At 70.1% G+C, this 26,078-nt stretch carries 19 protein-coding genes and 1 pseudogene; 11 read left to right on the forward strand and 9 right to left on the reverse strand.

Annotation, left to right across the window (positions count from 1 at the left end):
- Nucleotides 1–16: 16 nt before the first annotated feature.
- The 6 genes from ACH3VR_RS14545 to ACH3VR_RS14570 form a co-directional block, all read right to left on the reverse strand.
- Nucleotides 17–1,222, reverse strand: a complete 1,206-nt coding sequence (locus tag ACH3VR_RS14545) for a glycosyltransferase (protein ID WP_397557039.1) — start codon at nucleotides 1,220–1,222, stop codon at nucleotides 17–19.
- Nucleotides 1,219–1,845, reverse strand: a complete 627-nt coding sequence (locus ACH3VR_RS14550; RefSeq protein WP_397557040.1) for a NeuD/PglB/VioB family sugar acetyltransferase — start codon at nucleotides 1,843–1,845, stop codon at nucleotides 1,219–1,221. The genes ACH3VR_RS14545 and ACH3VR_RS14550 overlap by 4 nt, the downstream gene beginning before the upstream one ends.
- A complete protein-coding gene (locus tag ACH3VR_RS14555; RefSeq protein WP_397557041.1) occupies nucleotides 1,842–2,987 on the reverse strand; it encodes a DegT/DnrJ/EryC1/StrS family aminotransferase in 1,146 nt (381 codons plus the stop codon). Before ACH3VR_RS14555 ends, ACH3VR_RS14550 begins: the two co-directional genes overlap by 4 nt.
- Before the next feature lie 22 nt (nucleotides 2,988–3,009).
- Nucleotides 3,010–4,191, reverse strand: coding sequence for a glycosyltransferase family 4 protein (locus ACH3VR_RS14560; RefSeq protein WP_397557042.1), 1,182 nt, complete (start codon nucleotides 4,189–4,191; stop codon nucleotides 3,010–3,012).
- The gene (locus ACH3VR_RS14565) at nucleotides 4,188–5,768 is read right to left on the reverse strand and encodes a lipopolysaccharide biosynthesis protein (RefSeq protein ID WP_397557043.1); all 1,581 of its coding nucleotides are present in this window, start codon (nucleotides 5,766–5,768) and stop codon (nucleotides 4,188–4,190) included. Before ACH3VR_RS14565 ends, ACH3VR_RS14560 begins: the two co-directional genes overlap by 4 nt.
- 104 nt (nucleotides 5,769–5,872) lie before the next feature.
- Nucleotides 5,873–10,567 carry a DUF4082 domain-containing protein gene (locus ACH3VR_RS14570; protein ID WP_397557044.1) on the reverse strand — a complete coding sequence of 1,565 codons (4,695 nt, stop codon included), beginning with the start codon at nucleotides 10,565–10,567 and terminating at the stop codon, nucleotides 5,873–5,875.
- Between the two features lie 177 nt (nucleotides 10,568–10,744).
- On the opposite strand from ACH3VR_RS14570, the pseudogene ACH3VR_RS14575 reads away from it, so the two are divergent.
- A pseudogene (locus tag ACH3VR_RS14575) lies at nucleotides 10,745–11,095 on the forward strand (N-acetyltransferase); the annotation flags it as partial.
- 3 nt (nucleotides 11,096–11,098) lie between these two features.
- On the opposite strand, the gene ACH3VR_RS14580 reads toward ACH3VR_RS14575, so the two are convergent.
- Nucleotides 11,099–12,241, reverse strand: a complete 1,143-nt coding sequence (locus ACH3VR_RS14580; protein WP_397557045.1) for a glycosyltransferase — start codon at nucleotides 12,239–12,241, stop codon at nucleotides 11,099–11,101.
- 141 nt (nucleotides 12,242–12,382) lie between these two features.
- On the opposite strand from ACH3VR_RS14580, the gene ACH3VR_RS14585 reads away from it, so the two are divergent.
- From ACH3VR_RS14585 to ACH3VR_RS14615, 7 genes are all read left to right on the forward strand, one after another.
- On the forward strand, nucleotides 12,383–12,637 hold the full coding sequence (locus ACH3VR_RS14585) for a glutaredoxin family protein (RefSeq protein WP_397557046.1): 255 nt from the start codon (nucleotides 12,383–12,385) through the stop codon (nucleotides 12,635–12,637).
- A gap of 41 nt (nucleotides 12,638–12,678) precedes the next feature.
- A complete protein-coding gene (gene kynA / locus ACH3VR_RS14590; protein WP_397557047.1) occupies nucleotides 12,679–13,539 on the forward strand; it encodes a tryptophan 2,3-dioxygenase in 861 nt (286 codons plus the stop codon).
- Between the two features lie 2 nt (nucleotides 13,540–13,541).
- A complete protein-coding gene (locus ACH3VR_RS14595; protein WP_397557048.1) occupies nucleotides 13,542–14,522 on the forward strand; it encodes a hypothetical protein in 981 nt (326 codons plus the stop codon).
- Nucleotides 14,512–15,780, forward strand: coding sequence for a kynureninase (locus tag ACH3VR_RS14600; protein WP_397557049.1), 1,269 nt, complete (start codon nucleotides 14,512–14,514; stop codon nucleotides 15,778–15,780). The genes ACH3VR_RS14595 and ACH3VR_RS14600 overlap by 11 nt, the downstream gene beginning before the upstream one ends.
- Nucleotides 15,781–15,901: 121 nt before the next feature.
- Nucleotides 15,902–17,290: an MFS transporter gene (locus ACH3VR_RS14605; protein ID WP_397557050.1), complete on the forward strand. Its 1,389-nt coding sequence runs from the start codon at nucleotides 15,902–15,904 to the stop codon at nucleotides 17,288–17,290.
- An 81-nt stretch (nucleotides 17,291–17,371) separates the two neighbouring features.
- Nucleotides 17,372–19,147, forward strand: a complete 1,776-nt coding sequence (locus ACH3VR_RS14610) for an aldehyde dehydrogenase family protein (protein WP_397557051.1) — start codon at nucleotides 17,372–17,374, stop codon at nucleotides 19,145–19,147.
- Entirely contained in the window at nucleotides 19,144–20,790 is a 1,647-nt protein-coding gene (locus ACH3VR_RS14615; protein WP_397557052.1) for a GMC family oxidoreductase, read from the forward strand. Before ACH3VR_RS14610 ends, ACH3VR_RS14615 begins: the two co-directional genes overlap by 4 nt.
- Nucleotides 20,791–20,817: 27 nt before the next feature.
- On the opposite strand, the gene pip is transcribed toward ACH3VR_RS14615, so the two are convergent.
- Together pip and ypfJ are read right to left on the reverse strand one after the other, a co-directional pair.
- Complete coding sequence (gene pip, locus ACH3VR_RS14620; RefSeq protein ID WP_397557053.1) at nucleotides 20,818–21,825, reverse strand: prolyl aminopeptidase; 1,008 nt, start codon at nucleotides 21,823–21,825, stop codon at nucleotides 20,818–20,820.
- A complete protein-coding gene (ypfJ, locus tag ACH3VR_RS14625) occupies nucleotides 21,822–22,691 on the reverse strand; it encodes a KPN_02809 family neutral zinc metallopeptidase (RefSeq protein ID WP_397557054.1) in 870 nt (289 codons plus the stop codon). Before ypfJ ends, pip begins: the two co-directional genes overlap by 4 nt.
- An 81-nt stretch (nucleotides 22,692–22,772) precedes the next feature.
- Here ypfJ and ACH3VR_RS14630 point away from each other — a divergent pair, with 81 nt between their 5' ends.
- The 3 genes from ACH3VR_RS14630 to ACH3VR_RS14640 are packed head-to-tail and all read left to right on the forward strand — an operon-like array spanning nucleotide 22,773 to nucleotide 26,042.
- Nucleotides 22,773–23,777, forward strand: a complete 1,005-nt coding sequence (locus ACH3VR_RS14630; RefSeq protein WP_397557055.1) for a malate dehydrogenase — start codon at nucleotides 22,773–22,775, stop codon at nucleotides 23,775–23,777.
- A gap of 3 nt (nucleotides 23,778–23,780) precedes the next feature.
- Nucleotides 23,781–25,535: a cation:proton antiporter gene (locus tag ACH3VR_RS14635; RefSeq protein ID WP_397557056.1), complete on the forward strand. Its 1,755-nt coding sequence runs from the start codon at nucleotides 23,781–23,783 to the stop codon at nucleotides 25,533–25,535.
- A 51-nt stretch (nucleotides 25,536–25,586) separates the two neighbouring features.
- Nucleotides 25,587–26,042, forward strand: coding sequence for a recombinase family protein (locus ACH3VR_RS14640; RefSeq protein ID WP_397557057.1), 456 nt, complete (start codon nucleotides 25,587–25,589; stop codon nucleotides 26,040–26,042).
- The last annotated feature ends 36 nt before the right edge of the window (nucleotides 26,043–26,078 follow it).

Raw genomic sequence — 26,078 nt, forward strand, 5'->3', positions numbered from 1 at the left:
GTGCTCGTCCTCGGACTCACACGCGTACTCCGTCGTCGACTTCGAGGTTCCGCCTGTCGAACAGCCCGCCGAAGGGCCGGTGACGACGGCCGGGCCAGAGCTCGCGTGCGTCGTCGTACGAAGCGCCGACGACGACCCACAGTCCGGCCTCCTGCGAGAGGCCGACGACGTGCCTGCGGGATCCGAGATGCGAGAGGTCGGACAGATCGGACGCGGCGACATTCGTGATCACGACCAGCGTCCGCTCATCCGCATCCGCGATCGCCGCGTCCGCTTGCGATGCCGAGACCGTCGCCGCCGAGAAGGGCAGCCCTCTTCGGGAAAGCGCCTCGACCGAGGTCGCGGGCTCGCCCGAATCGATGTCGAACGCCCGGATGGCCGTCGCGCCGGCGCGCTGAGCGGCATCGTCCAGCGAGAAGCGGATGTCGCCGAGCACGATCGGCGATCGGGTTGCGGAACGGCTCACCCGTGCGGCGGCGCGGGACTCGCGCAGCCAGACTCTCGCGGTGTGCGCGCGTCGCCGGGCGAGGGCCCCCCATCGTCCGGGGCTCTTCGCGACGATCGTTCCGCAGGTCGTCCGAATGGGCAGGAGTGCGGGGTACTGGTCGCCGACCCTGGAGTGCGCCACGTCGAGTCCGGCGAGGTTCGTCGTCATGCTGTTGTGAGTGAGAGGAATGTCGACGACGACGGCGCGCAGGCCCATCGACCGCATCCGTGCGCTGTATTCCACGGCGTACGCATGCCAGCCGAGCAGAGGATCGTCGGCCAGCGGCTCCTCGGAGAGCCGCCGGCGCTCCACCATGAACAGCACCTCATCCATCGAGTCGACGTCGCGCGGTTCCGCGGCGGATGAGCCGAGCGCGAGGATCCGGTCGCGGATGCGGCCGGTCGAGACGCCTCGGGCGTCGATGCCGTTGGCTCCCAGGACGCCGATCGTCGATGCGCTCGACAGAAGGTGCGCGGCGCGCTCCAGGTCGGCCAGGGAGTGCAGGTACACGTCCTGATGGACGAAGACCACGACATCATTCCGCGCCTGACGTGCTCCATGGTTCAAGGCGCCGCCCGCGGTGCCGAATTCGCCGTTCCGATTGTCGACCACGATGAGCTCCGTCGCGGGCGCCTCCGCGAGTCCTCGTGAGACCGACCTCTGGAGGCACGTCGCCAGCACATCGGCGTCGTTGGAGACGCACACGAGGGATACCGCGGTCCGGCCGCTCTTCATGAATGTGCTCCCAATCGTCGCGCCGGAACCCCGGCCCAGGTCTGTTCGTGGGGCACATCGCTCAGGACGACCGATCCCATGCCGATCATCGCCTCGGTCCCCACGACCAGACCCTGCCGAACGGATGCGTTCATGCCGATGTATGCCGCTTCGCGAATATTGACGCCCGCGCCGACGGCGACACCGGCGGCGAGGGTGACGAAGTCCTCCAGAACATCATCGTGGGTGATCGTGCAGTTCGGCATGACCACGACGTGACGGCCGATCGACGCATCCGCGGTCACGACGACGTTGTCGAGCAGGATGCTCCCGGGCGCGATGTCGCTCGTCTTGCCGATCCGGGCGGACCGCGCGACATAGGTGGCATATCGATTCTCGGCGAGCCCGAACTTGCGGAAGCGGCGCACGACATTCCGCCTGTCCTGGCTCGGTGCGACGCACACGAGGATCGATTCGCTCCGCTTCACCGCGTCGACGACCGATCCGACGACCTCGATGCCCGCGATCTCGGTCTCGTGAAGCTCGACGTCGTCGTCGAGGATTCCGACGACACCCGTGATGCCTGCCGCCAGGACTTCGCGGGCGAGCCCGCCCGCCCCCACGAGAAGAAGCCCTTGCATCATTCCGACGCACCATCCGGGTTCTTGAGGACGGCGATGACGCGATCCTGATCCGCCTCGGTGAGCTGATGGAAGATGGGCAGGATCAGCGTCCGGTCGTTGAGCCGCTCGGTCACCGGCAGCCCGGCCGCGGGCGCGAGGTCGGCGTACGGGGCCTGGCGATGCACGGCCGTGATGCCGCGACGCGCCAGGATGCCCGCGTCCGCGAGCGCCTCGAGAAGGCCTTCGCGGTCCGTCGGGTAGTCGCTTGTCACCTCGACCCAGAAGGACTGGAAGTTGCTCTCCCCGTACTCCGCGTCGGCGACGGCCCGCAGCCCTGGGATCCCGGCGACGGCCGTCTGATAGCGCGCGGCGATCTCGCGGCGGCGGGCCACGATCGCGGGAAGCCGGCCGAGCTGGACGATGCCGACGGCGGCCTGCAGATCGGTCATGCGGAAGTTGTATCCCACCTCGTCGTAGCTCTCCGCCGGCGGCACGACGGATCGTTGGTATCCGACCGCCGAGACACCCACACCCTGTTCGCGAAGGCTGCGGGCTCGGTCGGCCCAATCCCTTCGGCTGGTCGTGATCATGCCGCCCTCACCCGTCGTGAGGACATTTCGGCGGTGGAACGACCACACCGCGATCTCGGCGCCCGCGCCGACCGGCGCGCCCTTGTACAGGGAGCCCGCTCCGTTCGCGGCATCCTCGATCACGACGATGTTGAGCTGGTCCGTGAAGTCACGGATGTCATCGATGTCCACGGGGATACCACCCTGGTCGACGGCGATGACGGCCCGCGTCTGCGGGGTGAGGGCATCGGCCACCGTGTGGCCGGTCACGTTGCCCGTCACGGGGTCGACGTCTGCGAAGACAGGGTTCGCACCCACGTAGCGGACCGCGTTGGCCGTCGCGATGAACGAGAACGACGGGATCACGACGTCGTCGTCGGGGCCGATCTCCGCGACGATCAGCGCGAGATGCAGGGCGGTGGTGCAACTGGTCGTGGCGACGGCGTACTCCGCGCCGATGGCCGCCGCGAACTCCTGTTCGAACTGCGCGACGCGCGGGCCCTGGGCGATCCAGCCGCTCGCGATCACTTCAGCGACGGCATCCGCCTCCTCCTGGCCCAGCCACGGCACCATGAGGTCTATCGGCTCGCTCATGATGCCCGCACGCCTCTCACCTTCATGTCGACGGACCGATCCTGCGTGCGATCATCTCGCGCAGCCGCTGTCCCTCTTTCGGCAGATCGCGCAGCCAATCCCGCGATCCATAGGAGTCGATCGCCGATGCGTAGAGCTGCGCGATCCGCTCGGTCATGGCCGTCAGCCCGAATCGCTCCATCGCGAACTCCCGGCCGAAGACCCCGAGTGCGTTCCGACGATCGGCATCCCCGATCAGCGCGGTCGCCGAGCGCGTCAGGTCTCCCACGGCGTCCGGGGCGGGCTGCGCGCTCCAATAGCTGGATCTCGCGAGCCCCGCCGCGGTGGCCGGCTCGAAGAGCTGCGACCAGCCGGTGCTGCCTTGAACGATGAGCGGCTTGCCGAACGCGAGGGCGCGGGCTGCCGATGAGCCCATTCCCAGCATGATGTCCGCCCCGGCATAGGCCGGGCGGGGATCGTGCATCGCCCCGAGGAATCTGACCGCCTCGCGGCCTACGACCGCGTTCACCTCTTCGGCATGCCGTCTCAGTGGCACCTCGGCATCGCCGCCGCCCACGACGAAGAGCGTCGCGTCCTGGCCGGCGAGCTCCCTCATCGCGTCGATCGCGACATCGATCGAGACGGCCTTCTCCCGGCTGTCGAGGCGACTGACGATCCCCAGCAGCGGGCCGTCCCCCAAGGCGTGGTCGTCCCGGAACGCCAGGCCGCCTCCGGCGTCGGGAGAATCCGACGCGAGGTCGACGGGCGGTGACACGAGGACCGTCGTGCCGGGTCGGCTCGCGAGCTCCTCGAGGAGATACCCCGTCCCCACCACGAGCGGCATGTGCCGGTGCACGACATGCGAGACGCTCATCTCGTAGACGGTGTGCACCCACGGCAGTCGTCCGAGGCGCGCCGGGCCCCAGTAGACCGGGCGCGCCGCACCCCACATGCCGTAGACGTGGACGAGGTCGACTCGGAGTTCGTCCGCGATCGCCGTCAGCTGGCGACCATGACTGAGAAGCCCCGGCTTGGCGTCGTACACCCTCACCTGCACGCCTTTGGACCGCGCGTAGTCGAGCAGGCTGGGCCCTTCGCCCAGGGACTCCTCCGCCCCCACGAGGAACGATTCGATCCCGTGCACGCGCAACGCGTCGGCGAAGTCGACCGCGTTGATCTGGGTTCCCCCGAGTTCCAGGCTGTTGAGGGGCACCAGGACTCTCATGACCGGAGCTTCCGCAACCAGGGCAGCCGCGAGCCCGCCCCCGTCCGGGCGGCGAGCCGGAGCACGTCCCGGATGACTGCACGCGACATCAGCGCCGTGAGTCCGATGTGGACGACGGTCACTGTGAACGCGATCACGATCACGGCCAGCAAGGGCGGGAGCGAGGTCGTGGCAAGGCCGACGGCCCACCCCGCGCCTCCCGCGATCAGGACCACGACGGTCAGGTACATGAACGGCCCCGCGATGACCCGGACGGACGAGTCGAGAAGGTGCGAGACCATGAACCACCTGACCATCGTCGCGACGACGGCGACGACGAGGAATCCCCACGCGATCGCCTCGAGGCCCCAGTGCACCGTCAGCACCGTCGCGAGGAATGTCATGCCGTCGATCACCAGCGCGTAGATGAACCAGACGCCGGGCTTGCCCACGCCGTAGTACAGCCCGTAGTCGAGCCAGGCGCCGACCGAGAGGGTGCCGGCGAGCGCGAGGATCTGAGCGACCTGTGCGCTCTGCTCCCATCCGCTTCCGAAGACGATCGGAATCAGCATCGGGGCGGTCACGGCCACGATCGTGAGCGGGAGTGACAGCACCGCGTACGTGAGGCGCAGGGCGCGCAGGTACGCCTCGCGCAGGCGCTCGGTCGAGTCCCTGATCTTCGCGAACGCGACGTTCGACACGGGGACGATCGCGCTTCCGGTGAGATCCTGCACGACCTGGACGAGTCGCTGTGCGACGTTCATGTAGCCCAGCGCCGCCGCGCCGAGGACCGAAGAGATCACCGCGGCTTCGCCCCAGACCCGCGCCAGCGCGACGAATTCGACGCCGAGCACCTGGCCCCCGAAGCGGACCATCATGCCGAGCTCCGAGCGCGCGAACACGCGGTTGGGGCGCCACTTCGCGAAGCGCCATGCGAGCGTGGTGGCGATGACGGGTGCCACGAGAGCCTGACCGACCAGTGCCCACACCCCCAGACCGCCGACCGCCATGGCGATCGCCACGATCTGGGCGATGACGGCGGCGATGGTCCCCTGACTCGCCAGCGCCGCGAATTTCATGTCACGTCGCAGCAGCGCCATCGGAACGGAGCCCACGGCGGTCACCAGGACCCACAGCGAGAGCGCCTGGAGAACGGGGACGACATCGGGGTTCTTGAACACACCGCCGACGAGAGGCGCGGTGACCATGAGCAGCGCACAGAGCAGCGTGCCTGCCCCCATGGAGAACCAGAAGGCCGTGCTCAGCATCCGCTGATCGACCTTCTCGGCCTGCACGATGAAGGCGGCGAAACCCAGGTCGGCGAGCAGGAAGAAGAAGGGCAGGACGGTGGATGCCGCGGCGACTGTCCCGAAGTCCTCAGGCGTGAGAGCGCGCGTGAGCACGGCGATCGTGACGAACCCCAGGAGCCTGGTCGCCCACTTCTGCAGCGTGAGCCAGACCACGCCCGACGCTGCGCGCCGGCTCACGTCCACTTCCGGCGGCTGACTCGCCATCGAATCGACGCTCGATACGACGTCGAGCTCCGGGATCGCCTCCGGAAGCTCCTCTGTTGGCCTCTGCGCGTCCGACGATGTCATGATTGCCCCCCTGCCACGTCACCCGACCCGGGTGGACGCCGGCCCCGAACAACGTGGGCATCGAGTGCCGGACGGTGTGCGGGGCGTGCGTCCACGCGTTTCGACTACTGCGTGGTCACGATCTCCGCATCCACGAAGTAGGCCGTGGAGTTCCACGACGAGACGGGGAGTCCGCCGGTCGACGTGTAGAGATAACGACCGTTCGCGCCACTCGGCATCGTGACGATCCCTGCCGTGACCGGGTTGTTGAAGTAGCCTCCCTGGATCGAGTAGCCGCCGTTCGGCATGAACACGGAGACCACGTAGGTCTGTCCGGGAACGATCGCCAGCGGGGTCGACAGCTCGGCCTTCTGCCAGCCGGAACCGGACTCACCCGTGAAGGTCACCTGTGCAAGGGCCTGACCGTCGGACGACCAGACCGTGCCGCGGTGCGTCCCGGTGTTGACCGACTCCTTGTAGAACCGGATGGCCGTCACACTCGCGTTCTGCGAGACCTGGAACGCCGTGCCGACTTCGATGGGGGTGCCATCGGCGCCGGTCGGTGCAGGCGGGACCGCGTTCCCGAAGAACGTGACCGGCGCGGTCTGTCCGGACGCCTGTGTCGTGCGGAACGTCCAGGTCGAGATCGTGCTGGCTCCGAGCTTCACCGAGGCGGTGTAGGTGATGAGGTTCGCGAGCGGTGCGGAAGGAGTGAAGGTGACCGTCCGCGTCGTCGCGTTGTAGACCGACGCGCCTGCCACAGCACCTGCGGGGCCCGCGAGCGAGATGGTCGGCGACTTCGATGCGACATCACGGCCGAAGGTCGCGGTGACGGTCGTGCTGACGGCGACACCCGTCGCACCCTGTGCGGGAGTCACGGACGTGATCGGCGGATCCGCCACGAACTCGACGTCGACGGCATAGCTCGTCGAACCCCACGTGTTGGTGGGCATCGCCCCGCCGGTTCCGTAACGGTAGACGCCGTTCGTGGAGGCGGCCGCCGTCAGCGGACCGCTCGTCACGGCCTGTGCGAAGGCGCCGGACGTGTAGGAGTACCCGCCGTTGGGCGCGAGATACGAGATCGTGTAGCTCGTGCCCGGGGTGATGTGCACCGGCGTCGAGAACGTCGCGCGCTGCCAGCCGCTCGCGGATTCACCCTGGAACACGACCTGCGCGAGGACCTGACCGGACGGTCCCCAGAGCGTGCCGGTGTGCTGGCCCGTGTTGAGCTGACCCTTGTAGAACCGCACGCCTCGGACTTCACCTGCCACGGTGGTCGTGAACGAGAAGCCGAGTTCGACCGACGACGAGTCACCGCCGTCGACGACCTGCGGCGTCTGGCCGGCGAACAGCGACACGACCGTCTCATTCGGGTCCTGCACGACCGCGAACGACCATGAGACGTCGGGCACGGCCGCGCCGTTCGCGCCCACCACCTTGGTGAGCTTCGCGACGACCTGGGAACCGACGGGCAGATCGGCGCTGTGGGCGAAGGTCGCGGTCTTGCCGTCGGCGGAGAGCGACCAGGTTCCCGCTACAGCGGCGCCGTTCGCGGTCACCTGCCCGACGAATCCGGTCGCGATGGCGCCACTGAACGTCACGGATACCGGGGCGTTCGCCGGCACTTCGAAGGCACCCGCGGCAGGAGCCGTCGAGGTGACCACCGGAGGCTGAGCGGCAGGCGTGTACACGACATCGACGAGGTAGCTGCTGCTGGATGTCGATGACGGGAATCCGCCCTGGTACGTGAACGCGCCGCCGTTGGCCGGCACGTTGATGGGACCGCGTTTGACGGCACTCGCGTACTTGTTGAAGTCGACCGCGTAACCGCCCTGGGTCGCGACGTAGGAGACCACATAGGTCTGTCCGGCCGAGACCGCGATCGGAGTCGACAACTGCACGGTCTGCCATCCGAAGGTGGACTCGGCGGCGAAGGTCGCCGTCGCGAGCTTCGTGCCGTCCGCCTTCCATAGCGACGCCACATGCTGGCCCGCGTTGCCCTGGCCCTTGAAGAACTTGAGCGCGGAGATCGTGCCCGACAGGTCGACGCTGAACCGCACGCCGATGGTCACGGAGGAGGAATCGCCTCCGGACGCCAGCATGGGTCGCGCACTCTCCGGATAGAGCGAGCACGGGCACTGGCCCTCGGGAAGATCGACGGCCTGAGTCGTGAACGACCACGACGATCCCGTCTCGACGCCGACACCGTTGCTGTCGGTCGCGGAGGGCGTGACCGTGTACACCGTCGACGGCTGGAACGCCGCGGTCGGTGTGAACGAGCCGTTGCGCGACGTCGCGTCGTAGGTGGTCGTGCCGGCGACCGCTGCTCCCGAGGCGTTCTTCACCGTGAACTGAACGGTGGAGGCCACCACAGGACGCGAGAAGGTCGCGGTGACGGGCCCGGTCAGCGAGGCGCTCGAAGACCCGGCGATCGGGTCGGCAGGCTGGACGCGGATCGGCGAGGAGTCCGTCCGCTCGAAGAGCGGGTCGACATAGTAGTTGGCGTCGTGGAAGGTCGACGTCGGCCGTTGACCGACGGTGCCGAAGACCCCCGGTGCATTGGCGCCCACACCACTCGGGACGGTGACCGGGGTCGACGCCTTCGCCAGGTAGGGCCAGTAGATCTCGGTGTAGGCGTAGCCGCCGTTCGGCGCGGAGTAGGAGACCGTGTACGTCGCACCCGCGGTCACCGGCACCGCCGTGAAGAATCGCGCGGTCTGCCAGCCGGTGGCCGTCTCATTCGTGAAGGAGACGCTCGCGATCCGGTTTCCGGCCGCGTCCCACAGCGAGCCGACGTGGGCTCCCGTGTTGGCGGAGCCCTTGTAGAACCGCACGCCGGTGACGAATCCGCTGCTGTCCGGAGTGAAGCGGAGTCCGAGCTCGACCGCGCTGACGTCGGTGGAGGAGGGAATCGGAGGCGTGACGTTGCCGAAGACGGAGGCCGGCCCGGTCGCGGTCACGGTGCGGGTGACGCCCGCGGCCGAGTAGTTCGCGCTGTCATCGATGGCGCGCGCGATGATCGTCGCCTGACCGAGTCCTTGCTGCGAGTAGGTGTACGTCCAGCTCTCACGCCCCTGAGCGGCGTGCCACGTAGCTCCGCCGTCGGTGGAGACCTCGACGCCCGCGACGCGGCCGCCGACATCCGACGCCGTGCCCGTGACCGTGACACTCGCACCGTTCGCGATGGACTGGCCGGCGGTGGGCGTGGTGATCGTCGTGGTCGGCGCGGTGGTGTCCGTCGACTTGGTCGCGGCCGTCAGACCGCTCATGAGAGTCGTGGGTTGCGCGCCCATGTCGGCCAGCAGGTTGATCTGCGCCTGCTGCATCCTCGTGTCGGGGGCGGCCCCCTGGCCGTCGTGAGTCGAATCGAGGCCCCATGCCCACTGCACGCTTCCGGCCGAGAACACCAGGGCGCCGCTCGGGGCGCGGTACATGGTCACGTGGTGCTGCGTCGTGCCCGGAACCACCGTGTTGCCGTAGTCGACGAGATATTCGGACGTCGCCGCGACGGTCGTCGAGAGTCTGATGAGACCGGCGGGGCGGAACCCGTTGTCGACGTCCTCATCCGACTCGTAGCCGACGGTATGCGGAGCAAGCTGCGCCGACGTCCCGCTGGCGAGCGACGAGAGGCCCGTGTTCCGCCAGAGACGGAGCTTCCCCTCATCGGAATTGACCGTCACCGGTGAATCGGAGTTGTTGACGACGTACATCGTGCCGGTCAGCGCGTTCTCCGGCAGGTGGCCTCCGGTCGAGGCATCCGCGAATCTCGGATCGCGCCATGTGCCCGTCCACTCGGGCGAGGGATCGATCTTCGCGTTGGCCCACGTCTCCTTGTAGGTGACGAGAGTCCGGTACGACGTGTTCATGCCGTCGATGGACGGCTCGTACCGCGTGTGCCAGTAGGCCTCGTTGCCCGAGAGGAACTGGAGGTTGACGCCCGCGTTGCGCGCAGCCTCGATGTTGTGCCGTTGCGCCGCCGACCAGTACTCGTCATGGCCGACGGACAGGAAGACCTTGTGGTTCAGAAGCTCCGAGCCGCGGCGATCGGTGTCGACTCCCGCGAGATAGCTGACGTCGTACCCGTTGCGTTCGAGGAAGCGCACCTGGGCGAATTCGCTGCTGAAGTAGAAGTCGCGGCCGTTCTGCCAGTTGCGCGTGGCGAAGGGCCGGTTGTAGCTCAGCTTCAGTGCGCGACCGATCGAGCCGCCCTGATAGAAGCTGGCGCCGCCGTACGTGTTGTAGGCGTTCCATGTGGGGTCGGACGTCTGGAAGAGGACGTCGGAGTGGTTTCCGTCGTTGCGCACCACGAAGATGATGTGGCTCGCTCCATGGTTGTCGGCGCGCTCGAGCAGGGCGATGTAGACGCCCGAGACGGCGTCGGCCGGCACGTTCCAGGACGCCGAGACCCCCCAGGTGCCGCAGTCGTAGAGATCGGTCGTCACGTCCGTCACGCACTGGGGCTGACGCTGAGGGAGCCGCGCGGAGGGCGTCACCGAGGCGATGTGCCGAGCCCCGAGGCCCTGGTACCAGCCGGTGCGATAGATGTCGATCGAGTACGCCGAGGCATCGGTGTCGATCTTGAAGTCGATCCGCTGCCCGGCGTTGACACTGATGTCCGTCGCGAATCCCTGGATCGAGTCGTCGCCGGCGCCTTCGATCTGCCACGTGCTCGGATCGGCGCCCGGCTTCGAGTTCTCGCACGCGATCAGGTTGATGTTCGCACCGCAGCTGCTTCCGGCTGCCTGCGCGGCCGTCGGCTGCGCAGCGACGAATGCCGACACGAGGAGGGCGGCGGCAGCCAGGGCCGCAAGTGCTCGCATCCGTCCGCGCCCCGTGATTGCTGAACGATCCCCGACAAGCGCTGAATTCCGCATTAGTCTCCCCAGACCCCTCGAGGCCCCACGCCTCGAGGTATTCACTTCCGGCGCGATTCGGGGTCGCGACCGAGAGTCACTCCGCGGTTCGAATTTTCGGGTTCGAGCGCGGAATGCCTGTCCCCGCGGGCAGTATATCCTTTGGCGCACGATCCGACACCTGCTGATCGCAACCTCCGCGAAGGAGAGCTCCGCATGTCCGATTCCCCCGTCGTCATCCAGCAGGGCGCGTCGATCGGCGCGCGGGCCGTCTGCATCGCGCCGGTCACGATCGGCGCCTGGGCGCTCGTCGCGGCGGGTGCCGTCGTGACGAAGGACGTCCCGCCGCACGCGCTCGTCGTCGGCGTGCCCGCACGCCGGGTCGCGTGGGTCGGCAAGGCCGGAAAGCCTCTCGAGCGCGACGGCGACGACTGGGTCTGCCCCGTCTCGGGGGACCGCTACCGCGAAGACGGCGACGGCCTGGTCGCGCTCTGAGGGCTACAGCTCGCCCGGTGTCATCGCCTGCGCATCGAGCTCGTTCACGAGACGCCGCACGCGAGCGGACTCCTCCGCGCGGCGCGGGGCGTAGACGACCAGCGAGTGGAACATGAACCGCACGAAGAAGGCGACCACGAGCGTGATGGCGGCGGCGACGACGGACGAGATGTGCCACGTCTGCACCATGAACGCGAGCACCGGGATGCGGATGAGCGCCTCGGCGTTGTTGAAGCCGAACGACTTGGCGAAGCGCGACCAGACACCCGAGGCATCGCCCTTCATGTCCTGGAAGACGAACCGCTCCTGCAGGAGGAAGTTGCCGACGATCGTGACCTCGGCGGCGATGATGGCGGCGAGCACGTAGCCCATGCCGGCGTGCGTGAGCCCCCACATGATGGCGAGGTTGGCGACGGCGCCGAACGCGCCGATGAGCCCGAAGAGCGACATCTTGCCGAACCGGAGGGCGGTGAGCTGGCTCAGGAAGTTGAAGCCCTGCCGCAGCGACGCCTTGGACTGCCCCGCATACCGGTCGGCGAAATCGAACGGCACCTCGGCGATCCTCAGGTTCTTGCGGGCGAGGATCTCGAGCAGGATCTTGAACCCGCGCGGCTTGAGCGTCGCGAGGTCGAGCGCGCGACGGTCGACGAGGAAGAACCCCGTCATCGGGTCGGTGACGCCCTTGAGGCGGATCGGGAACATCGCCCGCGTCAGCGCCGTCGAGGTGCGCGACACCAGGATGCGCGTGTTGTCGGCCAGCCCACCCGACGTGCCGCCGCCGGAATATCGCGACGCGATGACGACATCGACGTCGCCGTGGCGATAGCGGTGCCACATCGCGGGGATCTCCTCGGGCGGATGCTGAAGATCGCCGTCCATCACGAGGCATATGTCGGCGGCAGCGGCTTCGAAACCCTCGACCACCGCACCGCCCAGCCCGCCGCGGCGATGCTCGCGGTGGATGAGCCGCACCGGCACGGGGGCGGATGCCGCGACCCGCCGCACCTCGTCGGGCGTGGCATCCGTGCTGTCGTCCACGAAGATCAGCTCGACGTCCATCCCCCGCGTGGCGGCTGCGACGCGCCGTACCAGCTCCTCGATGTTGGGAGCCTCGTTGTACGTGGGGACGACGATGGAGAGTTGCACGGTCTCCCCATCGTGGCACGCGGCCACGGCACGGCGAAGCGATCCAGGACATGCATGGGAATTCCTCAGCATGTACGGCGTTGAGTCCCGGAGGCCGGGCTTTCCGGCGATCCCCCAGCATGCATCCGGGAGAATGGAACGATGACCTCCTCGACCCTCACGATGTTCGGCGCCGAGTGGTGCGGCGACTGCCGGCGCACCAAGAAGCAGCTCGATCAGCTCGGCGTCGACTACCAGTACGTCGACCTCATGGCCGACCCCGCCGCCGCCGATGTCGCGCGCGAGATCTCGGGTCGCATGAGCATCCCGGTCGTCGTCTACCCCGACTCGAGCCACCACGTCGAGCCCTCCAACGCCGACGTCGAGGCGAAGCTGCGCGAGCTCGCCCTCATCTGACGCCCTGACGCGGGTGACGCCGCCCTCACTAGGCTGAGGCCGTGGCGGAGGGCGTCGAGGGCAACACCCGCACGATCGAGGGGTCGGTCGTGACGGACTTCGCCGATCGGATGACCTACGGCGGCTACCTCGATCTCGCGACGCTCCTGTCCGCCCAGCGACCGCTGAGCGAGCCCGAGCATCACGACGAGCTGCTGTTCATCATCCAGCACCAGACGACCGAGCTCTGGCTCAAGCTCGTCCTGCACGAGCTCGAGGCCGCCTGCCTGCTCCTGCGGGAGGATCGCCTCGCGCCGGCGCTCAAGTGCATCGCGCGGGTCAAGCACATCCAGCGCACGCTCACGGAGCAGTGGTCGGTGCTCGCGACCCTGACCCCCGCCGAGTACGCCCAGTTCCGCGACGTCCTGGGTCATGCGAGCGGCTTCCAGTCGGCCCAATACCGCGCCGTCGAGTTCACCCTCGGCAACAAGCACGCCGGCATGCTCCGCGTCTTCGAGTCCGACCCGCAGGCGTACGCGCTCGTGAAGGCGGCGCTCGAGGCGCCGAGCCTGTACGACGAGTTCCTGCGCCTGCTCGCCCGCGCGGGCTACGCGATCCCCGCCGTCGTGCTCGAGCGCGACGTCACCGCGGCGTGGACCTTCGTCCCCGAGCTCGTCCCGGTCTTCACGACCATCTACGAGGACCCGCGGGAGCACTGGGCCGCCTACGAGACGTGCGAAGAGCTCGTCGACCTCGAGGACAACTTCCAGCTCTGGCGGTTCCGGCACCTCAAGACCGTCGAGCGCATCATCGGCCGCAAATCCGGCACGGGCGGTTCGAGCGGCGTGCCGTTCCTGCAGCGGGCCCTCGAGCTGACCTTCTTCCCGGAACTGCTCGCGGTCAGAACAGAGATCGGACGGTAAGGATGCTGCACACCGACCCCTTCGCGGTCCGCGAGCTCCTCGGACCCGACGCCGCCCCCGGGCGACGCGCCATCACGAACGAGCACGGCATCGTGCTGCCGGCCTTCACCGACCACCACGTGCACCTGCATCTCATCGAGGAGCAGGACCTCGCGCCCCACGGCGTCGCGGCAGCGGTCGACCTGGGCGGCGACCCCGTCGCGCTGGCCCGGCGCCCGCGCGGGGGCTTCCCGCGGATCTCCTACGCCGGCGCCTTCCTCACGGCGAAGGGCGGGTACCCCGTCGGAAGGCCGTGGGCGCCCGAGGCCGTCTGGCGCGAGGTCGCCGACGCCTCCCCCCACCCCGGTGTGCCCGGAGGCGCAGCCACGGCGGTCGACGAGCAGGCGGCATGCGGGGCATCCGTCATCAAGGTCGCCCTCAACAGCGCGGCGGGACCGGTCTTCGACGCCGAGACCCTCGCCGTCGTCGTCGCGTGCGCCCGCGAGCGCGGACTTCCGGTCGTCGCGCACGTGGAAGGCGAGGGGATGACGCGCCTCGCGCTCGACGCGGGTGTCGACGCTCTCGCGCACACGCCGTTCAGCGAGCGGCTCGGCATCCGGGTCACGTCCCGGGCCGCCGCCACGCAGGTGTGGGTCTCGACGCTCGACATCCACGGCGACGATCCGGATGCGGCCGAGAACGCCGCGCTCAACCTCGCGGCATTCCGCGAGGCGGGCGGCCGGGTCGTCTACGGCACCGACCTCGGCAACGGCGATCGCACCGCCGGCATCCAGTCCGGAGAGCTCGCGGCGCTCGACCGCGCCGGAGTCCGCGGACCTGCACTCATCGCCGCGCTCGCCGACCCCTGGCCGGGTACGGCGACGACGCACGCCGTCGCGACCTTCGTGCCGGGTGAGCCGCCGGAGACGCTCGACGAGATCCCGGGGTGGCTGGGCGCGGCGACGGTCGTGCCGGAGGAGGAGATCGTGCGGGATGAGCACTGACGCCGAGGGCGTGGTCGCCGCGGCCGCACGCGATGCAGCGCTCGAGGCCGAGGCATCCGCTCTCGATGTCGCCGATCCGCTGCGCTCGTTCCGCGGGGAGTTCGTCGGGGCGGAGACATCGCTCGTGTACTTCGACGGCAATTCGCTCGGGCGCCCGCCGCGCGCGACGGGCGAGCGCCTCGAGCGGTTCGTGACCGAGGAGTGGGGCGGCCGGCTCATCCGCGGCTGGGACGAATCGTGGATGCAGCTCCCCTTCGCGATCGGCGACACGATCGGCCGTGTCGCGATGGGTGCCGCGCCTGGACAGACGGCCGTCGGCGACTCGACGACGGTGCTCCTCTACAAGCTCGTGCGGGCGGCGTTCGACGCGCAGCGGGCGGCCGACCCCGCGCGGGTCGAGATCGTCGTCGACCGCGACAACTTCCCCACCGACCGCTACCTGGTCGAGGGCATCGCCGCCGAGCGCGGCGGGCGCGTGCGCTGGATCGACGTCGATCTGCGGCGAGGTGTCGACGCGACCGCGCTCGAAGCGGCCGTCGGCCCCGAAACGGCGGTCGTCGTGCTCAGCCACGTCGCCTACCGATCGGGCTATCTGACGGATGCCGCATCCCTCACGCGGATCGCGCACGACGCCGGCGCGCTCATCCTGTGGGACCTGTGCCACTCGGCGGGCTCCGTGCCCGTGGAGGCCGACGCATGGGGCTTCGACCTCGCGGTCGGGTGCACCTACAAGTACCTCAACGGCGGTCCCGGCTCGCCCGCCTTCGCGTACGTCGCCGCACGGCACCAGGCGAACCTCGCGCAGCCGATCCAGGGCTGGATGGGCGCCGCCGACGTCTTCCTCATGGGCCCCGAGTACCGGCCGGCCGACGGCATGCGACGGTTCCTGTCGGGCACGCCCCCGATCCTGGGGATGCTCGCGATGCAGGACACCCTCGCGATGATCGAGGAGGCCGGGATCGGAGCGATCCGCGCCAAGTCGATCGCGCTGACCGAGTTCGCGGTGCGGGTCGCCGACGAGCTGCTCGCGCCGCTCGGCGTCGAGGTCGCGTCGCCGAGGGATCCCGCGCTGCGCGGCGGCCACGTCACGCTGTCCCATCCCGCGATGCGGGAGGTGACGGCGGCCCTCTGGGAGCAGGACGTCATCCCCGACTACCGCGACCCCGGCGGCCTGCGCATCGGGCTCTCGCCCCTGTCGACGAGCTTCGGCGAGACGCTCGCGGGACTGCGCGCCGTCGAGGGCGCGATGCCGCGCTGACCCGGCGCTGCTCGCCCGCGGCATCCTGCGGGTGCTCCGCTCCGCCACCCGCCGAGCGACGCGGGCGAGCACCTGTGAAGAGCGCCGGGGCGCGGCATCCCGAGCCGCTTACACTGGCGCGATGAGCATCGACGCTCCTGTCTCGTCACCCGCCCGCCTCAAGACCGGTGTCGTCGCGCGCTACGCGATCGGATCGCTCGGCACAGGCGGTTTCGCGACGCTGCCGGGCCTCGTGCTCACGTACTACCTGACCGATTCGCTCGGGGTCGCGGCACTGGTCGCCGGTGTCGTCGTGACGCTGCCGAAGATCTGGGACGTCATCATCGGGCCCTTCATCGGCGCCCTGAGCGACGGCGACCGGGCCCGGCACGGCACGCGGCGACGGCTCATGCTCGTCGGTGCGCTCAGCATCCCGTTCTTCTTCGCGCTGACGTTCGCGGCGCCGCCGTCGGCGGGGCCGCTCGTTGGCGCTCTGTGGGTGCTCATCGCGTTCACGCTGTGCTCGACGGCGTTCACGCTCTTCCAGGTGCCGTACATCGCGCTGCCTGCCGAACTCACTCCGAGCTACGACGAGCGCACGCGCCTGCTCACATGGCGCGTCGTCGCGCTGACCATCGCGATCCTGCTCTTCGGCGCGGGAGGACCGGCCCTCCGCGGCACGACGGGCGACCCGGTGACCGGCTACCTCGTGATGGGCATCGTGGGAGGCGTCGTCATCGCGCTCGGGATGCTCGTCGCGACCGGTGTCGCGGGGCGCGCGCGGCGAGCGACGGAGGCCGAGGCCGCGATCACCCGGGTGTCCGGCTCCTCGACCATCCGCGACCACTTCGCGGCGGGCATCCGGGCCCTCCGGCGGAGCGCGCCGTTCCGCGCGCTCCTGGGCACCTTCGTCCTCCAGGCCCTCGGCACGGCGCTCATGCTGGCCGACGCGCAGTACGTCGCGAAGTGGGTGCTCCACTCCGAGGCCGCGGTCGAGCTGCTCTTCGTGGCGCTCATCGCACCCGCGGTCTTCGCGGCGCCCGCGTGGGGCGCCCTCGCGCGGCGCATCGGGAAGGAGCGCTCGTTCGCCATCGCGAGCCTCGTCTTCCTCGTCGCTGCGCTTTCGATCGTCGGCGTGCTGTGGGCGCCCGGCGGCTGGATCTACATCTCCGTCGGCCTCGCGGGCATCGCGTACGCCGGCATGCAGTCGCTGCCGATGGCGATGCTCCCCGACGTCATCTCGCACGACGAGCGGACGAACGGCCCGGGTCGCGCGGGCTCGTTCAGCGGCATGTGGACGGCCGGCGAAACGGTGGGATTCGCCCTGGGCGCCGCCGTGCTGACGGTCATCCTGGCGATCACGGGATATGTCTCGTCGACGGCGGGGCAGACCGTCGAACAGCCTGATGCCGCGGTGACGGCGATCGTGCTGAGCTTCAGCATCGTGCCGGCGGCCCTCGTCCTGCTCAGCCTCCTCGCGCTGGGCCGCTACCGTCTCCGCCGCACCGACATCGACCCCGGCACTGCGTAGCGCCGCACCTGATACGGAGTCTCACCGATCGCCCAGATCGCGGCTTTAAGCTTGAGCACACCCCGCCCGAAGGAGAGCGCCGTGCCGCCCACCGCGAAGACTTCCGCCCCGCAGCGCAAGACCGCGCCCGCGCCAGAGTCCGCACCCGCCATCGAGGCCGCCATCGCCGATCTCGAGACCGGGTCGGCGGTCTGGTCGCACCTGACGCTCGGTCAGCGTGCGCGCCTGCTGGAGCGCGTGCGCGCCACGGTCGTCGCGAGCGCCGAGGAGTGGGCGCTCGTCTCGGCGCGCACGAAGGGGCTCGACGCCGCGCACCCCCTCGTCGGCGAGGAATGGCTTGGGAGCCCCTACGGCGCCCTCGTCGCGCTCGACGGCTACATCGCGACGCTCGACAAGCTCGCGAAGGGAGCGAGCCCCCTCGACGGCATCGCGCTGGAAGAAGGCCCGGAGGGCCGCGTGCGCGTCCAGGCGTTCCCCGCGAACGCCACCGACAAGCTCCTCCTGTCGGGATTCACGGGCGAGGTGTGGCTCGAGCCCGGTGTGACGGCGGCACAGGCCGTCCGCGAAGCGGGGCTCGGCCAGTTGTCGCCGGCGCAGCCGGGAGGGGTCGGCCTCGTCCTCGGCGCCGGCAACCAGTCGTCGATCCCTGTGCTCGACGTGCTCTACGAGCTCGTCGCGAGCAACCGCGTCGCGCTGCTCAAGGTGAACCCGACGCAGGACGAGCTGGTGCCCCTGTTCGAGCGGGCGCTGGCACCGCTCATCGAGCTGGGACTCCTGCGGATCGTCACGGGCGGCGGGGACGTCGGCGATTACCTCACGCAGCACCCGGGTATCGACCACGTGCACATCACGGGTGCCGTCTCCACCTTCGAGGCGATCGTGTGGGGCCCGTCGGCCGGGTCGGGCGCCGCGCAGACCGCGCGGCGGCGCGCGGAGGGCAAGCCGCGCCTGCACAAGCCCATCACGGCCGAACTCGGCGGCGTGTCGCCCATCATCGTCGTCCCGGGGAAGTGGACCGACGCCGACCTCGCGTTCCAGGCCGAGCACGCGGCGACGATGCGCCTCTACAACAGCGGGCACAACTGCATCGCGGCGCAGATCGTCGTCGTGAGCTCCGACTGGGAGCAGCGCGACGCGTTCCTCGCGGCTCTCCGCGACGCATACGACAGGATGCCGGCCCGCCCGGTCTGGTATCCGCGCGCCGACGAGAAGCTCGCGGCCGCGGCATCCGACTACCCCGACGCCCGCTGGAATGCCGAGCGCGATCGTGCGCTCGTCGAGATCGGCACAGGCGGCGACGCGGCGGCGATCGAGACGACCGAGTACTTCGCCCCTGTGCTGGGCGTCGCCCTGCTGCCCGGCCTCGGCCAGGAGTTCCTCGACACCGCCGTCGCGCACGCGAACGACCGCCTCGCCGGCAATCTCGGTGCCAACGTCATGATCGATCCCGTCACCGAGAAGGCCCTCGGGGGCGGCTTCCTGCGCGCGATCGCCCGGCTGAGATACGGATCGATCGCGATCAACACCTGGACGGCCTTCGCCTACCTCAACGCGAGCCTCACGTGGGGCGGCTTCCCCGGCGCGACCCTCGACGACGTCGGCAGCGGCATCGGCGTCGTGCACAACACGCTCCTGCTCGACCACGTCGAGCGAAGCGTCGTGCGCGGCCCCTTCCGCCCCTTCCCGCGGTCGCTGAGCGCCCTCGGGGGCCGCGGCATCGTGTCGGTGCTCGCGAAGCCGCCGTGGTTCGCGAGCTCGCGCACGGCGGCCGAAGTGAGCGAGGGGTTCACGCGCTTCCAGATGGACCACGACTGGGTGCGGTTCAGCCGCACGATCCTGCAGTCGCTGCGCGCATGAGCCGCGACCGCGACGACCTCGTGGCCGACTACATCGTCGTCGGCGCGGGGTCGGCGGGCGCGGCCCTCGCCGCGCGACTGAGCGAGGACCCCGGCGTCTCGGTGCTGCTGCTCGAGGCGGGAGGGCCCGACAAGGCGCCGCAGCTGCACATCCCCGCGGCGTTCAAGGCCCTGTTCCGCGGCGAGTACGACTGGTCGTACGACACCGTCCCGCAGCCCGAGCTCGAGGGTCGCACCATCTACTGGCCGCGCGGCAAGACGCTCGGCGGCTCGTCGTCGCTCAACGCCATGATGTGGATCCGCGGCTTCGCGGCGGACTACGACGACTGGGCGGATGCCGCAGGCCCGGGCTGGTCGTGGGAGGCGCTGGTCCCCTACTTCCGCCGCGTGGAGCGCACGGCCGACCCCGCCGACCCGTCGCAGGGAGTCGACGGCCCGCAGAGCGTCGAGCATCAGCGCGACCCGCGACCGCACACGGCGGCGTTCCTCGACGCCGCGAAGGAGCTCGGCCACGAGCTGACGCCGCCGAACCTGCCCGCAGGACAGGGCTTCGCGCAGACGATGGTGTCGCAGCACCGCGGCGCCCGCGCGTCGACGGCCGACGCGTACCTGCGCAAGCCCCCGGCCAACCTGAGGATCGTGACGGGCGCCCTCGTGCGACGGGTGACGTTCGATGCCTCGACAAGCTCGGCAACCGGGGGTGCGGGCGCCGTCCCCCGTGCGAGCGGCGTCTACGTCGAGCTCGACGGCATCCCCCGCCAGGCGCTCGCCCGCCGCGAGGTGATCCTCGCGGGAGGTGCCGTCAACACGCCGCAGCTGCTCATGCTGAGCGGCATCGGGCCCGCCGAGCACCTGGCCGAGCACGGCATCCCGGTCGTCGTCGACAGTCCCGACGTCGGCTCGAACCTGCAGGACCACCTCGTCGCAGGGCTCGCGCCCGAGGCGAAGGGCGGGACCCTCTACGGGGCCGAGAAGCTCGGCGAGCTCGTGCGCTACCTCACGGCGCGGAAGGGGATGCTGACCTCGAACGTGGGCGAGGCGCACGGCTTCATCCGCACCGAGGTCGCCGACCGGACGGGCATGGCCGGCGGACTGCCCGACATCGAGATCCTCTTCGCGCCCGGGCCGTACGTCGGAGAGGGCCTCGTCCCCCTGCCGGCCGAGGGGCTGACGCTCGCCGCGATCCTGCTCCGGCCGCGCAGTCGCGGCACGATCCGGCTCGCGTCGGCGGATCCGACGGAGAAGGCGCTCATCGACCCGGGCTACCTCACCGATCCCGACGGCATCGACGCCGCGACCCTGCGCGAAGGCATCGCGGAATGCGAGCGACTCATCGCGACCGAGGCGCTCGGCGCCGTGACGACGGGCGGCTGGGTCCTGCCCGAGCACGGCGAGCGGATGAGTCCCGACGAGCGGGCGGAACTGTCGATGCGCCGCTACTCGCACACCCTCTACCACCCCGTCGGGACGGCGCGGATGGGAACGGATGCCGCCTCGGTCGTCGACCCCGAACTGCGCGTGCGCGGCGTCGAGGGGCTGCGCGTCGCCGACGCCTCCGTCATCCCGACGATCATCCGCGGGCACACGAACGCACCCTCGATCATCGTCGGCGAGCGGGCCGCCGACCTCGTGCGCGGGCGCTGACCCCGTCGGTTCGCAAGGGGGACGGACTCAGGCGTCGGGCGGACGCACGCTCTCGTCGCGCTGAACGAACCGGTCGGTCGCGGCTCGGAGCGCGCGCGCGATGCCCGGCTCGGTCGCCGAGTGGGAGGCATCCGGAATCATGTGGAACTCCGCCTCCGGCCACGCCCGATGCAGATCCCACGCCGTCATGGCGGGCGTGCACACGTCGTAGCGCCCCTGCACGATGACACCGGGGATGCCGCGGATGGCGTCGACGCCGGCGATGAGCTGCCCGTCGTCGAACCAGCCGCCGTGCATGAAGTAGTGGTTCTCGATGCGCGCGAAGGCGACGGCCGCGTCGGGCTCGGTCATCGTCGCGACGAGGTCGGGATCGGGCAGGAGCGTGAGGGTCGAGGCCTCCCAGCGGGTCCACGCGAGGCCCGCCTGCCGGTGCACGGCGGGATCGGGGTCGGCGAGCCGGCGCGCGTAGGCCTCGATCATGCGCGACCGCTCCAGCACGGGGATCGGCGCGACGAAGTCCTCCCACAGGTCGGGGAAGATCGCCGACGCTCCGCCCTCGTAGAACCATTCCAGCTCGAACCGCCGCAGCGTGAAGATGCCGCGCAGCACGATCTCGGTGACCGACGCCGGGTGCGCCTGCGCGTAGGCGAGCGCGAGGGCGCTGCCCCACGAGCCGCCGAACACCTGCCACTTGGTGATGCCGAGGTTGCGGCGCAGCAGCTCGATGTCGGCCACGAGGTGCCACGTCGTGTTGAACCGGAGGTCGGCCCGGGGATCGCTGGCGTGCGGCGTGCTGCGTCCGCAGCCGCGCTGGTCGAAGAGCACGATGCGGTACCGCTCGGGGTCGAAGAAGCGGCGGTGCCACGTCGAGGTGCCCGCGCCGGGGCCGCCGTGCAGGAACACGACGGGCTTGCCCTCGGGGTTGCCGCTCTGCTCCCAGTAGACGCGATTGCCGTCGCCGACGATGAGCTCGCCCGTCTCGTACGGCTCGATCGGCGGATAGAGGATGCGGTCGAGGTGCGCGGGCCCGCTCACAGCTGATCCCCCGAGACCCCGAACGTGTCGCAGGCCTGGTAGCCGCTCTGGTACCCCTTCATGAACCACCTCTGGCGCTGCTCGCTCGATCCGTGCGTCCACGACTCGGGGTTGACCGGCACCCCGGACTCCTTCTGGATGTGATCGTCGCCGACGGCCTGCGCCGCATTGATGGCATCCCGCACCTGCGCCTCGGTCGGCGTCTGCAGGAAGGGCACGCCGTTCTCGTCCTTCTGCTCGCCCGCGTGCGCGACCCACGAACCGGCGAGGCAGTCGGCCTGCAGCTCCGTGCGCACGCCGTTGCTGTCGGGGCCCGTCCCGTTGTCCGGATAGGTGTCCATGATGCCGCTGAGGTTCTGCACATGGTGCCCGTACTCGTGGGCGAGCACGTACAGCTGCGCCAGCGGGCCCGCCGTGGCGTCGAACCGCTCGCGCAGCAGCGCGAAGAACGTCGGATCGACGTAGACGGACTCCTCGGGCGGGCAGTAGAACGGACCGGTCGCGTTGGACGCCGTGCCGCACTGCGTCGAGGTCGAGCCGTCGACGATGACGAGCTGGGGCTGGCGGTACCCCTGGATGTTGCCGGCCCAGTACTGGTCGATGTTGAGGGATGCCGCAGCCAGGCGGCAGTCGTCGTTCGCGTTGGCGTCGGCTCCGGTCTGGCAGTTGTCGATCGCCGTCTCCTGGCCGCCCCCGCCGCTCGCGATGGGTCCGAGGACACTCGAGAAGTCCTGTCCCGTGAACAGGCTCAGCAGCAGCACGGCGATCGCGCCGATGCCCGCGATCCCGCCTCCCGCGACCGCGACTCCGGCGCCCCGACGACGCGCCGTGTTCCCCCCGACGCGCGCATTGTCGTTGAACGTCATTTCCTCACGGTACCCCGCGCGACCGGACACTGCCGGAAATCGGCACCTCCTTGCGCCGAGCGGCCGCAATATGCTCAACGCATGGCGACGACTGCGACGACCATCACGATCACGGGCGCGGGGGGCCAGATCGGCTATGCGCTGCTCTTCCGCATCGCTGCGGGAGACATGCTCGGACCGGACCGGCCGGTGCGGCTGCGGCTCCTGGAGATCCCGCAGGGCATGCGCGCTGCGGAGGGCGCCGCACTCGAGCTGCAGGACTGCGCGTTCGCCCTGCTGCACTCGGTCGAGGTGACCGACAGCGCGGAATCCGCCTTCGACGGCGCCAGTATCGCGCTCCTCGTGGGCGCGCGACCACGCGGACCCGGCATGGAGCGCGCCGACCTTCTCGCCGCCAACGCCGGCATCTTCGGCCCGCAGGGCGCCGCCCTCAATGCGGTTGCGGCCGACGACGTGCGTATCGTCGCGGTGGGCAACCCCGCCAATACGAATGCGCTCATCGCCCGGGCATCCGCTCCCGACATCCCCGCCGACCGGTTCACGGCGCTCACGCGTCTCGACCACAACCGCGCCGTGGGGCAGCTCGCCGAGGCGCTGGACGCACGCCCAGACGACATCCACGGCGTCGCGATCTGGGGCAACCACTCCGCGTCGCAGTTCCCCGACGTGTCGCACGCGACGGTCGCCGGCAAGCCCGTGGTCGACGCGCTCGCCGAGCGCCTCGGCGGGCACGAGCAGGCGCTCGTGTGGCTCGACGACCTCTTCATCCCCCGCGTCGCGAAGCGCGGCGCGGAGATCATCGAGGTGCGCGGCTCGTCGTCGGTCGCCTCGGCCGCCAACGCGGCGATCGAACACGTGCGCGACGAGCAGTCCGGAACGGCTTGGACGTCTGCGGCCGTCGTGTCGCGGGGCGAGTACGGCGTGCCCGAAGGACTCGTGTGCTCGTTCCCCGTGACCTCCGACGGGTCGGGGTACCGCGTCGTCGAGGGCCTCGACCTCGACGCGCGCTCGCGTGCCCGCTTCGACGCGTCCGTCGCCGAGCTGGAGGCCGAGCGCACCGCCGTGCGCGAGCTGGGACTCCTCTAGCGCATGGAGTCGCTCGTCCTCGCGATCATCGCGATCGTCGTCATCGCCGTGACGACGGCGGTCGCACCGCGCGTGAGGATCGCCGGCCCCCTGCTGCTCGTCGCGATCGGGCTGGGCGTGAGCCTGCTGCCGTTCGTGCCGGGCATCGACGTGAACCCCGAGATCATCCTCGTCGGCATCCTCCCGCCCCTCCTCTACTCAGCGGCCGTGCAGCTGCCCGCGATCGAGTTCCGCCGCGACTTCGGCGCCATCGCGGGCCTGTCGGTTCTGCTCGTGCTCGTGAGTGCCGTCGCGCTCGCGTTCTTCTTCAACGCCGTCGTGCCGGGCCTCGGCTTCTACCTCGCGCTCGCGCTCGGCGCGATCCTGAGCCCGACGGATGCCGTCGCGACCGCCATCGCGAAGCGCCTCGGCATCTCGCGGCGCGTCGTGACGCTGCTCGAGGGCGAGAGCCTCCTCAACGACGCGACGTCGCTCGTGATCCTGCGCGTCGCCGTCGCGATCGCCGTGACCGGCAGCGTCCCGGAAGGCGGCGTGCTGGGCTCGTTCCTGTGGGGCGTCTTCATCGCCGTCGTGATCGGTGCGCTCATCGGATGGTTCAACCTGCGCCTGCGCCACCTCATAAAGAACCCCGCCGCCAACACGGCGATCGGCATCGTCGTGCCGTTCGTCGCGTACCTGCCGACCGAGGAGCTCAAGGGGTCGGGCCTCGTCGCCGCGGTCGTCGCGGGAATCGTGACGGGTCAGGGGGCCGCGCGCTGGTTCACGCCCGAGCAGCGCATGTCTGACGAGCTCAACTGGCGCACGATCGAGCTCGTGCTCGAGGGCGGCGTCTTCCTCGTGATGGGCCTCGAGCTCAAGGAGCTGCTTCAGCAGAACCTCGAGGACGATCAGGGCATCGGGCACGCGGCGTGGCTCGCGCTGATCGCGTTCGCGATCATCATGGGCGTGCGGGCGGTCTACGTCGCGCTGCTCGTGTGGCTGCAGAGTCGCCGTGCGCGCCGCAAGCTCGCGTCGCGGGGCCGCCTCGAGTCCTTCAACGACCGGATCGACGCGATCGAGAACGGCACGCTCGCGCCGCCGGGCCGGTCCGACACCCCCGACCGGTTCACGCCTCGCGACCCGGCACGCCGCCAGCGCCGCCTCGACCTCATGCGCACGCGCGTATCGCGCGCGCTCGCCGACCTCGACTACTACCAGGCGTCGCCGCTGGGCTGGAAGCACGGCACGGTCATCGTGTGGGCCGGCATGCGCGGCGTCGTGACCCTCGCCGCCGCCCAGACGCTGCCGACCGAGACCACCGATCGCCCGCTCCTCGTCTTCGTGGCGTTCCTCGTCGCCGTCGGCAGCCTCATGCTGCAGGGGCTCACGCTTCCCTGGGCGATCAGGATGCTCCGCATCGACGACTCCGCCGCCGACGTCGTGAGCCGGGTCGAGCAGGAGCGCCTCGACGACGAGCTGCGCGAGGCCGCGGCATCCGCTCTCGCGTCCCCGTCGCTCGTGAAGCGCGACGGCAGCGCGTTCCCGGCGGGGTTCGCCGAGAAGGTCGGGTCGCGGTTCACCGAGCCGCCCGACGAGGACGCCACGGCGACGATGCACGAGGCCCTCGAGCTGCGGCTCGTCATGATCGTCGCGATGCGCGAACGGCTCACCGAGCTGTCGTCGGGTGGCGTCTACAGCACGGCCGTGCTGCGGCAGTCGCTCGCGGAGCTCGACGCCGACCAGCTGAGCATCGAGCTGCGGCTCGACGACAGCGATTGAGCGACCGCGGGAGGCATCGGCGCACGGCACAATAGAGGGGGAGGTGGGGACATGCCGGAGGTGTTCGAGACGAGTGCGGCTGATCCGCGCCCCGATGCGGTTCACGCGTCGCACGACGCGACCGAGTGCCCGGAGTGCTTCACCGAGCTGCAGCGCGACCGTGACTGGTGGCAGGCCCGCCCCGCCGGCTCGCGTCTCGTCGGCCTCGTCGTCGCCCGCGACGACATGCCCTCGATCGTCGAGCAGCGCGACGAGCTCACGCGCTTCGGCGTGCCGATCGAGGGGTTCCGCCACCCCGCGCCGGAGACGCTCGAATCGTGGGAGGAGCGCCTGGTGCGCCTCTTCGGCCGGCTCTCCCGCGGTGACGTCGTCGTCGTGACGAACGTGCACGCGCTCGGCCGCAACACCGACGAGGAGACCCGCACGCTGGCCGAGCTCGGCCGCCGCGGCGTCGTCGTCAAGGTGCTCCGCCACGGCGAGCGCCACCTCCGCGACGCGACCGCCTGATCTGCGGCGCCGACTGATCCGACGTCGACGTCTGAA

It is taken from the genome of Microbacterium alkaliflavum, from assembly GCF_044325405.1.
Classification (GTDB): domain Bacteria; phylum Actinomycetota; class Actinomycetes; order Actinomycetales; family Microbacteriaceae; genus Microbacterium; species Microbacterium alkaliflavum.

Bases quoted from the DNA above. Each gene is read 5' to 3' on its own strand.
- ACH3VR_RS14545 (WP_397557039.1), bottom strand. From the start codon at position 1,222: ATGAAGAGCGGCCGGACCGCGGTATCCCTCGTGTGCGTCTCCAACGAC.
- ACH3VR_RS14550 (WP_397557040.1), bottom strand. From the start codon at position 1,845: ATGATGCAAGGGCTTCTTCTCGTGGGGGCGGGCGGGCTCGCCCGCGAA.
- ACH3VR_RS14555 (WP_397557041.1), bottom strand. From the start codon at position 2,987: ATGAGCGAGCCGATAGACCTCATGGTGCCGTGGCTGGGCCAGGAGGAG.
- ACH3VR_RS14560 (WP_397557042.1), bottom strand. From the start codon at position 4,191: ATGAGAGTCCTGGTGCCCCTCAACAGCCTGGAACTCGGGGGAACCCAG.
- ACH3VR_RS14565 (WP_397557043.1), bottom strand. From the start codon at position 5,768: ATGACATCGTCGGACGCGCAGAGGCCAACAGAGGAGCTTCCGGAGGCG.
- ACH3VR_RS14570 (WP_397557044.1), bottom strand. From the start codon at position 10,567: ATGCGAGCACTTGCGGCCCTGGCTGCCGCCGCCCTCCTCGTGTCGGCA.
- ACH3VR_RS14585 (WP_397557046.1), top strand. From the start codon at position 12,383: ATGACCTCCTCGACCCTCACGATGTTCGGCGCCGAGTGGTGCGGCGAC.
- ACH3VR_RS14595 (WP_397557048.1), top strand. From the start codon at position 13,542: ATGCTGCACACCGACCCCTTCGCGGTCCGCGAGCTCCTCGGACCCGAC.
- ACH3VR_RS14600 (WP_397557049.1), top strand. From the start codon at position 14,512: ATGAGCACTGACGCCGAGGGCGTGGTCGCCGCGGCCGCACGCGATGCA.
- ACH3VR_RS14605 (WP_397557050.1), top strand. From the start codon at position 15,902: ATGAGCATCGACGCTCCTGTCTCGTCACCCGCCCGCCTCAAGACCGGT.
- ACH3VR_RS14615 (WP_397557052.1), top strand. From the start codon at position 19,144: ATGAGCCGCGACCGCGACGACCTCGTGGCCGACTACATCGTCGTCGGC.
- ypfJ (WP_397557054.1), bottom strand. From the start codon at position 22,691: ATGACGTTCAACGACAATGCGCGCGTCGGGGGGAACACGGCGCGTCGT.
- ACH3VR_RS14630 (WP_397557055.1), top strand. From the start codon at position 22,773: ATGGCGACGACTGCGACGACCATCACGATCACGGGCGCGGGGGGCCAG.
- ACH3VR_RS14635 (WP_397557056.1), top strand. From the start codon at position 23,781: ATGGAGTCGCTCGTCCTCGCGATCATCGCGATCGTCGTCATCGCCGTG.
- ACH3VR_RS14640 (WP_397557057.1), top strand. From the start codon at position 25,587: ATGCCGGAGGTGTTCGAGACGAGTGCGGCTGATCCGCGCCCCGATGCG.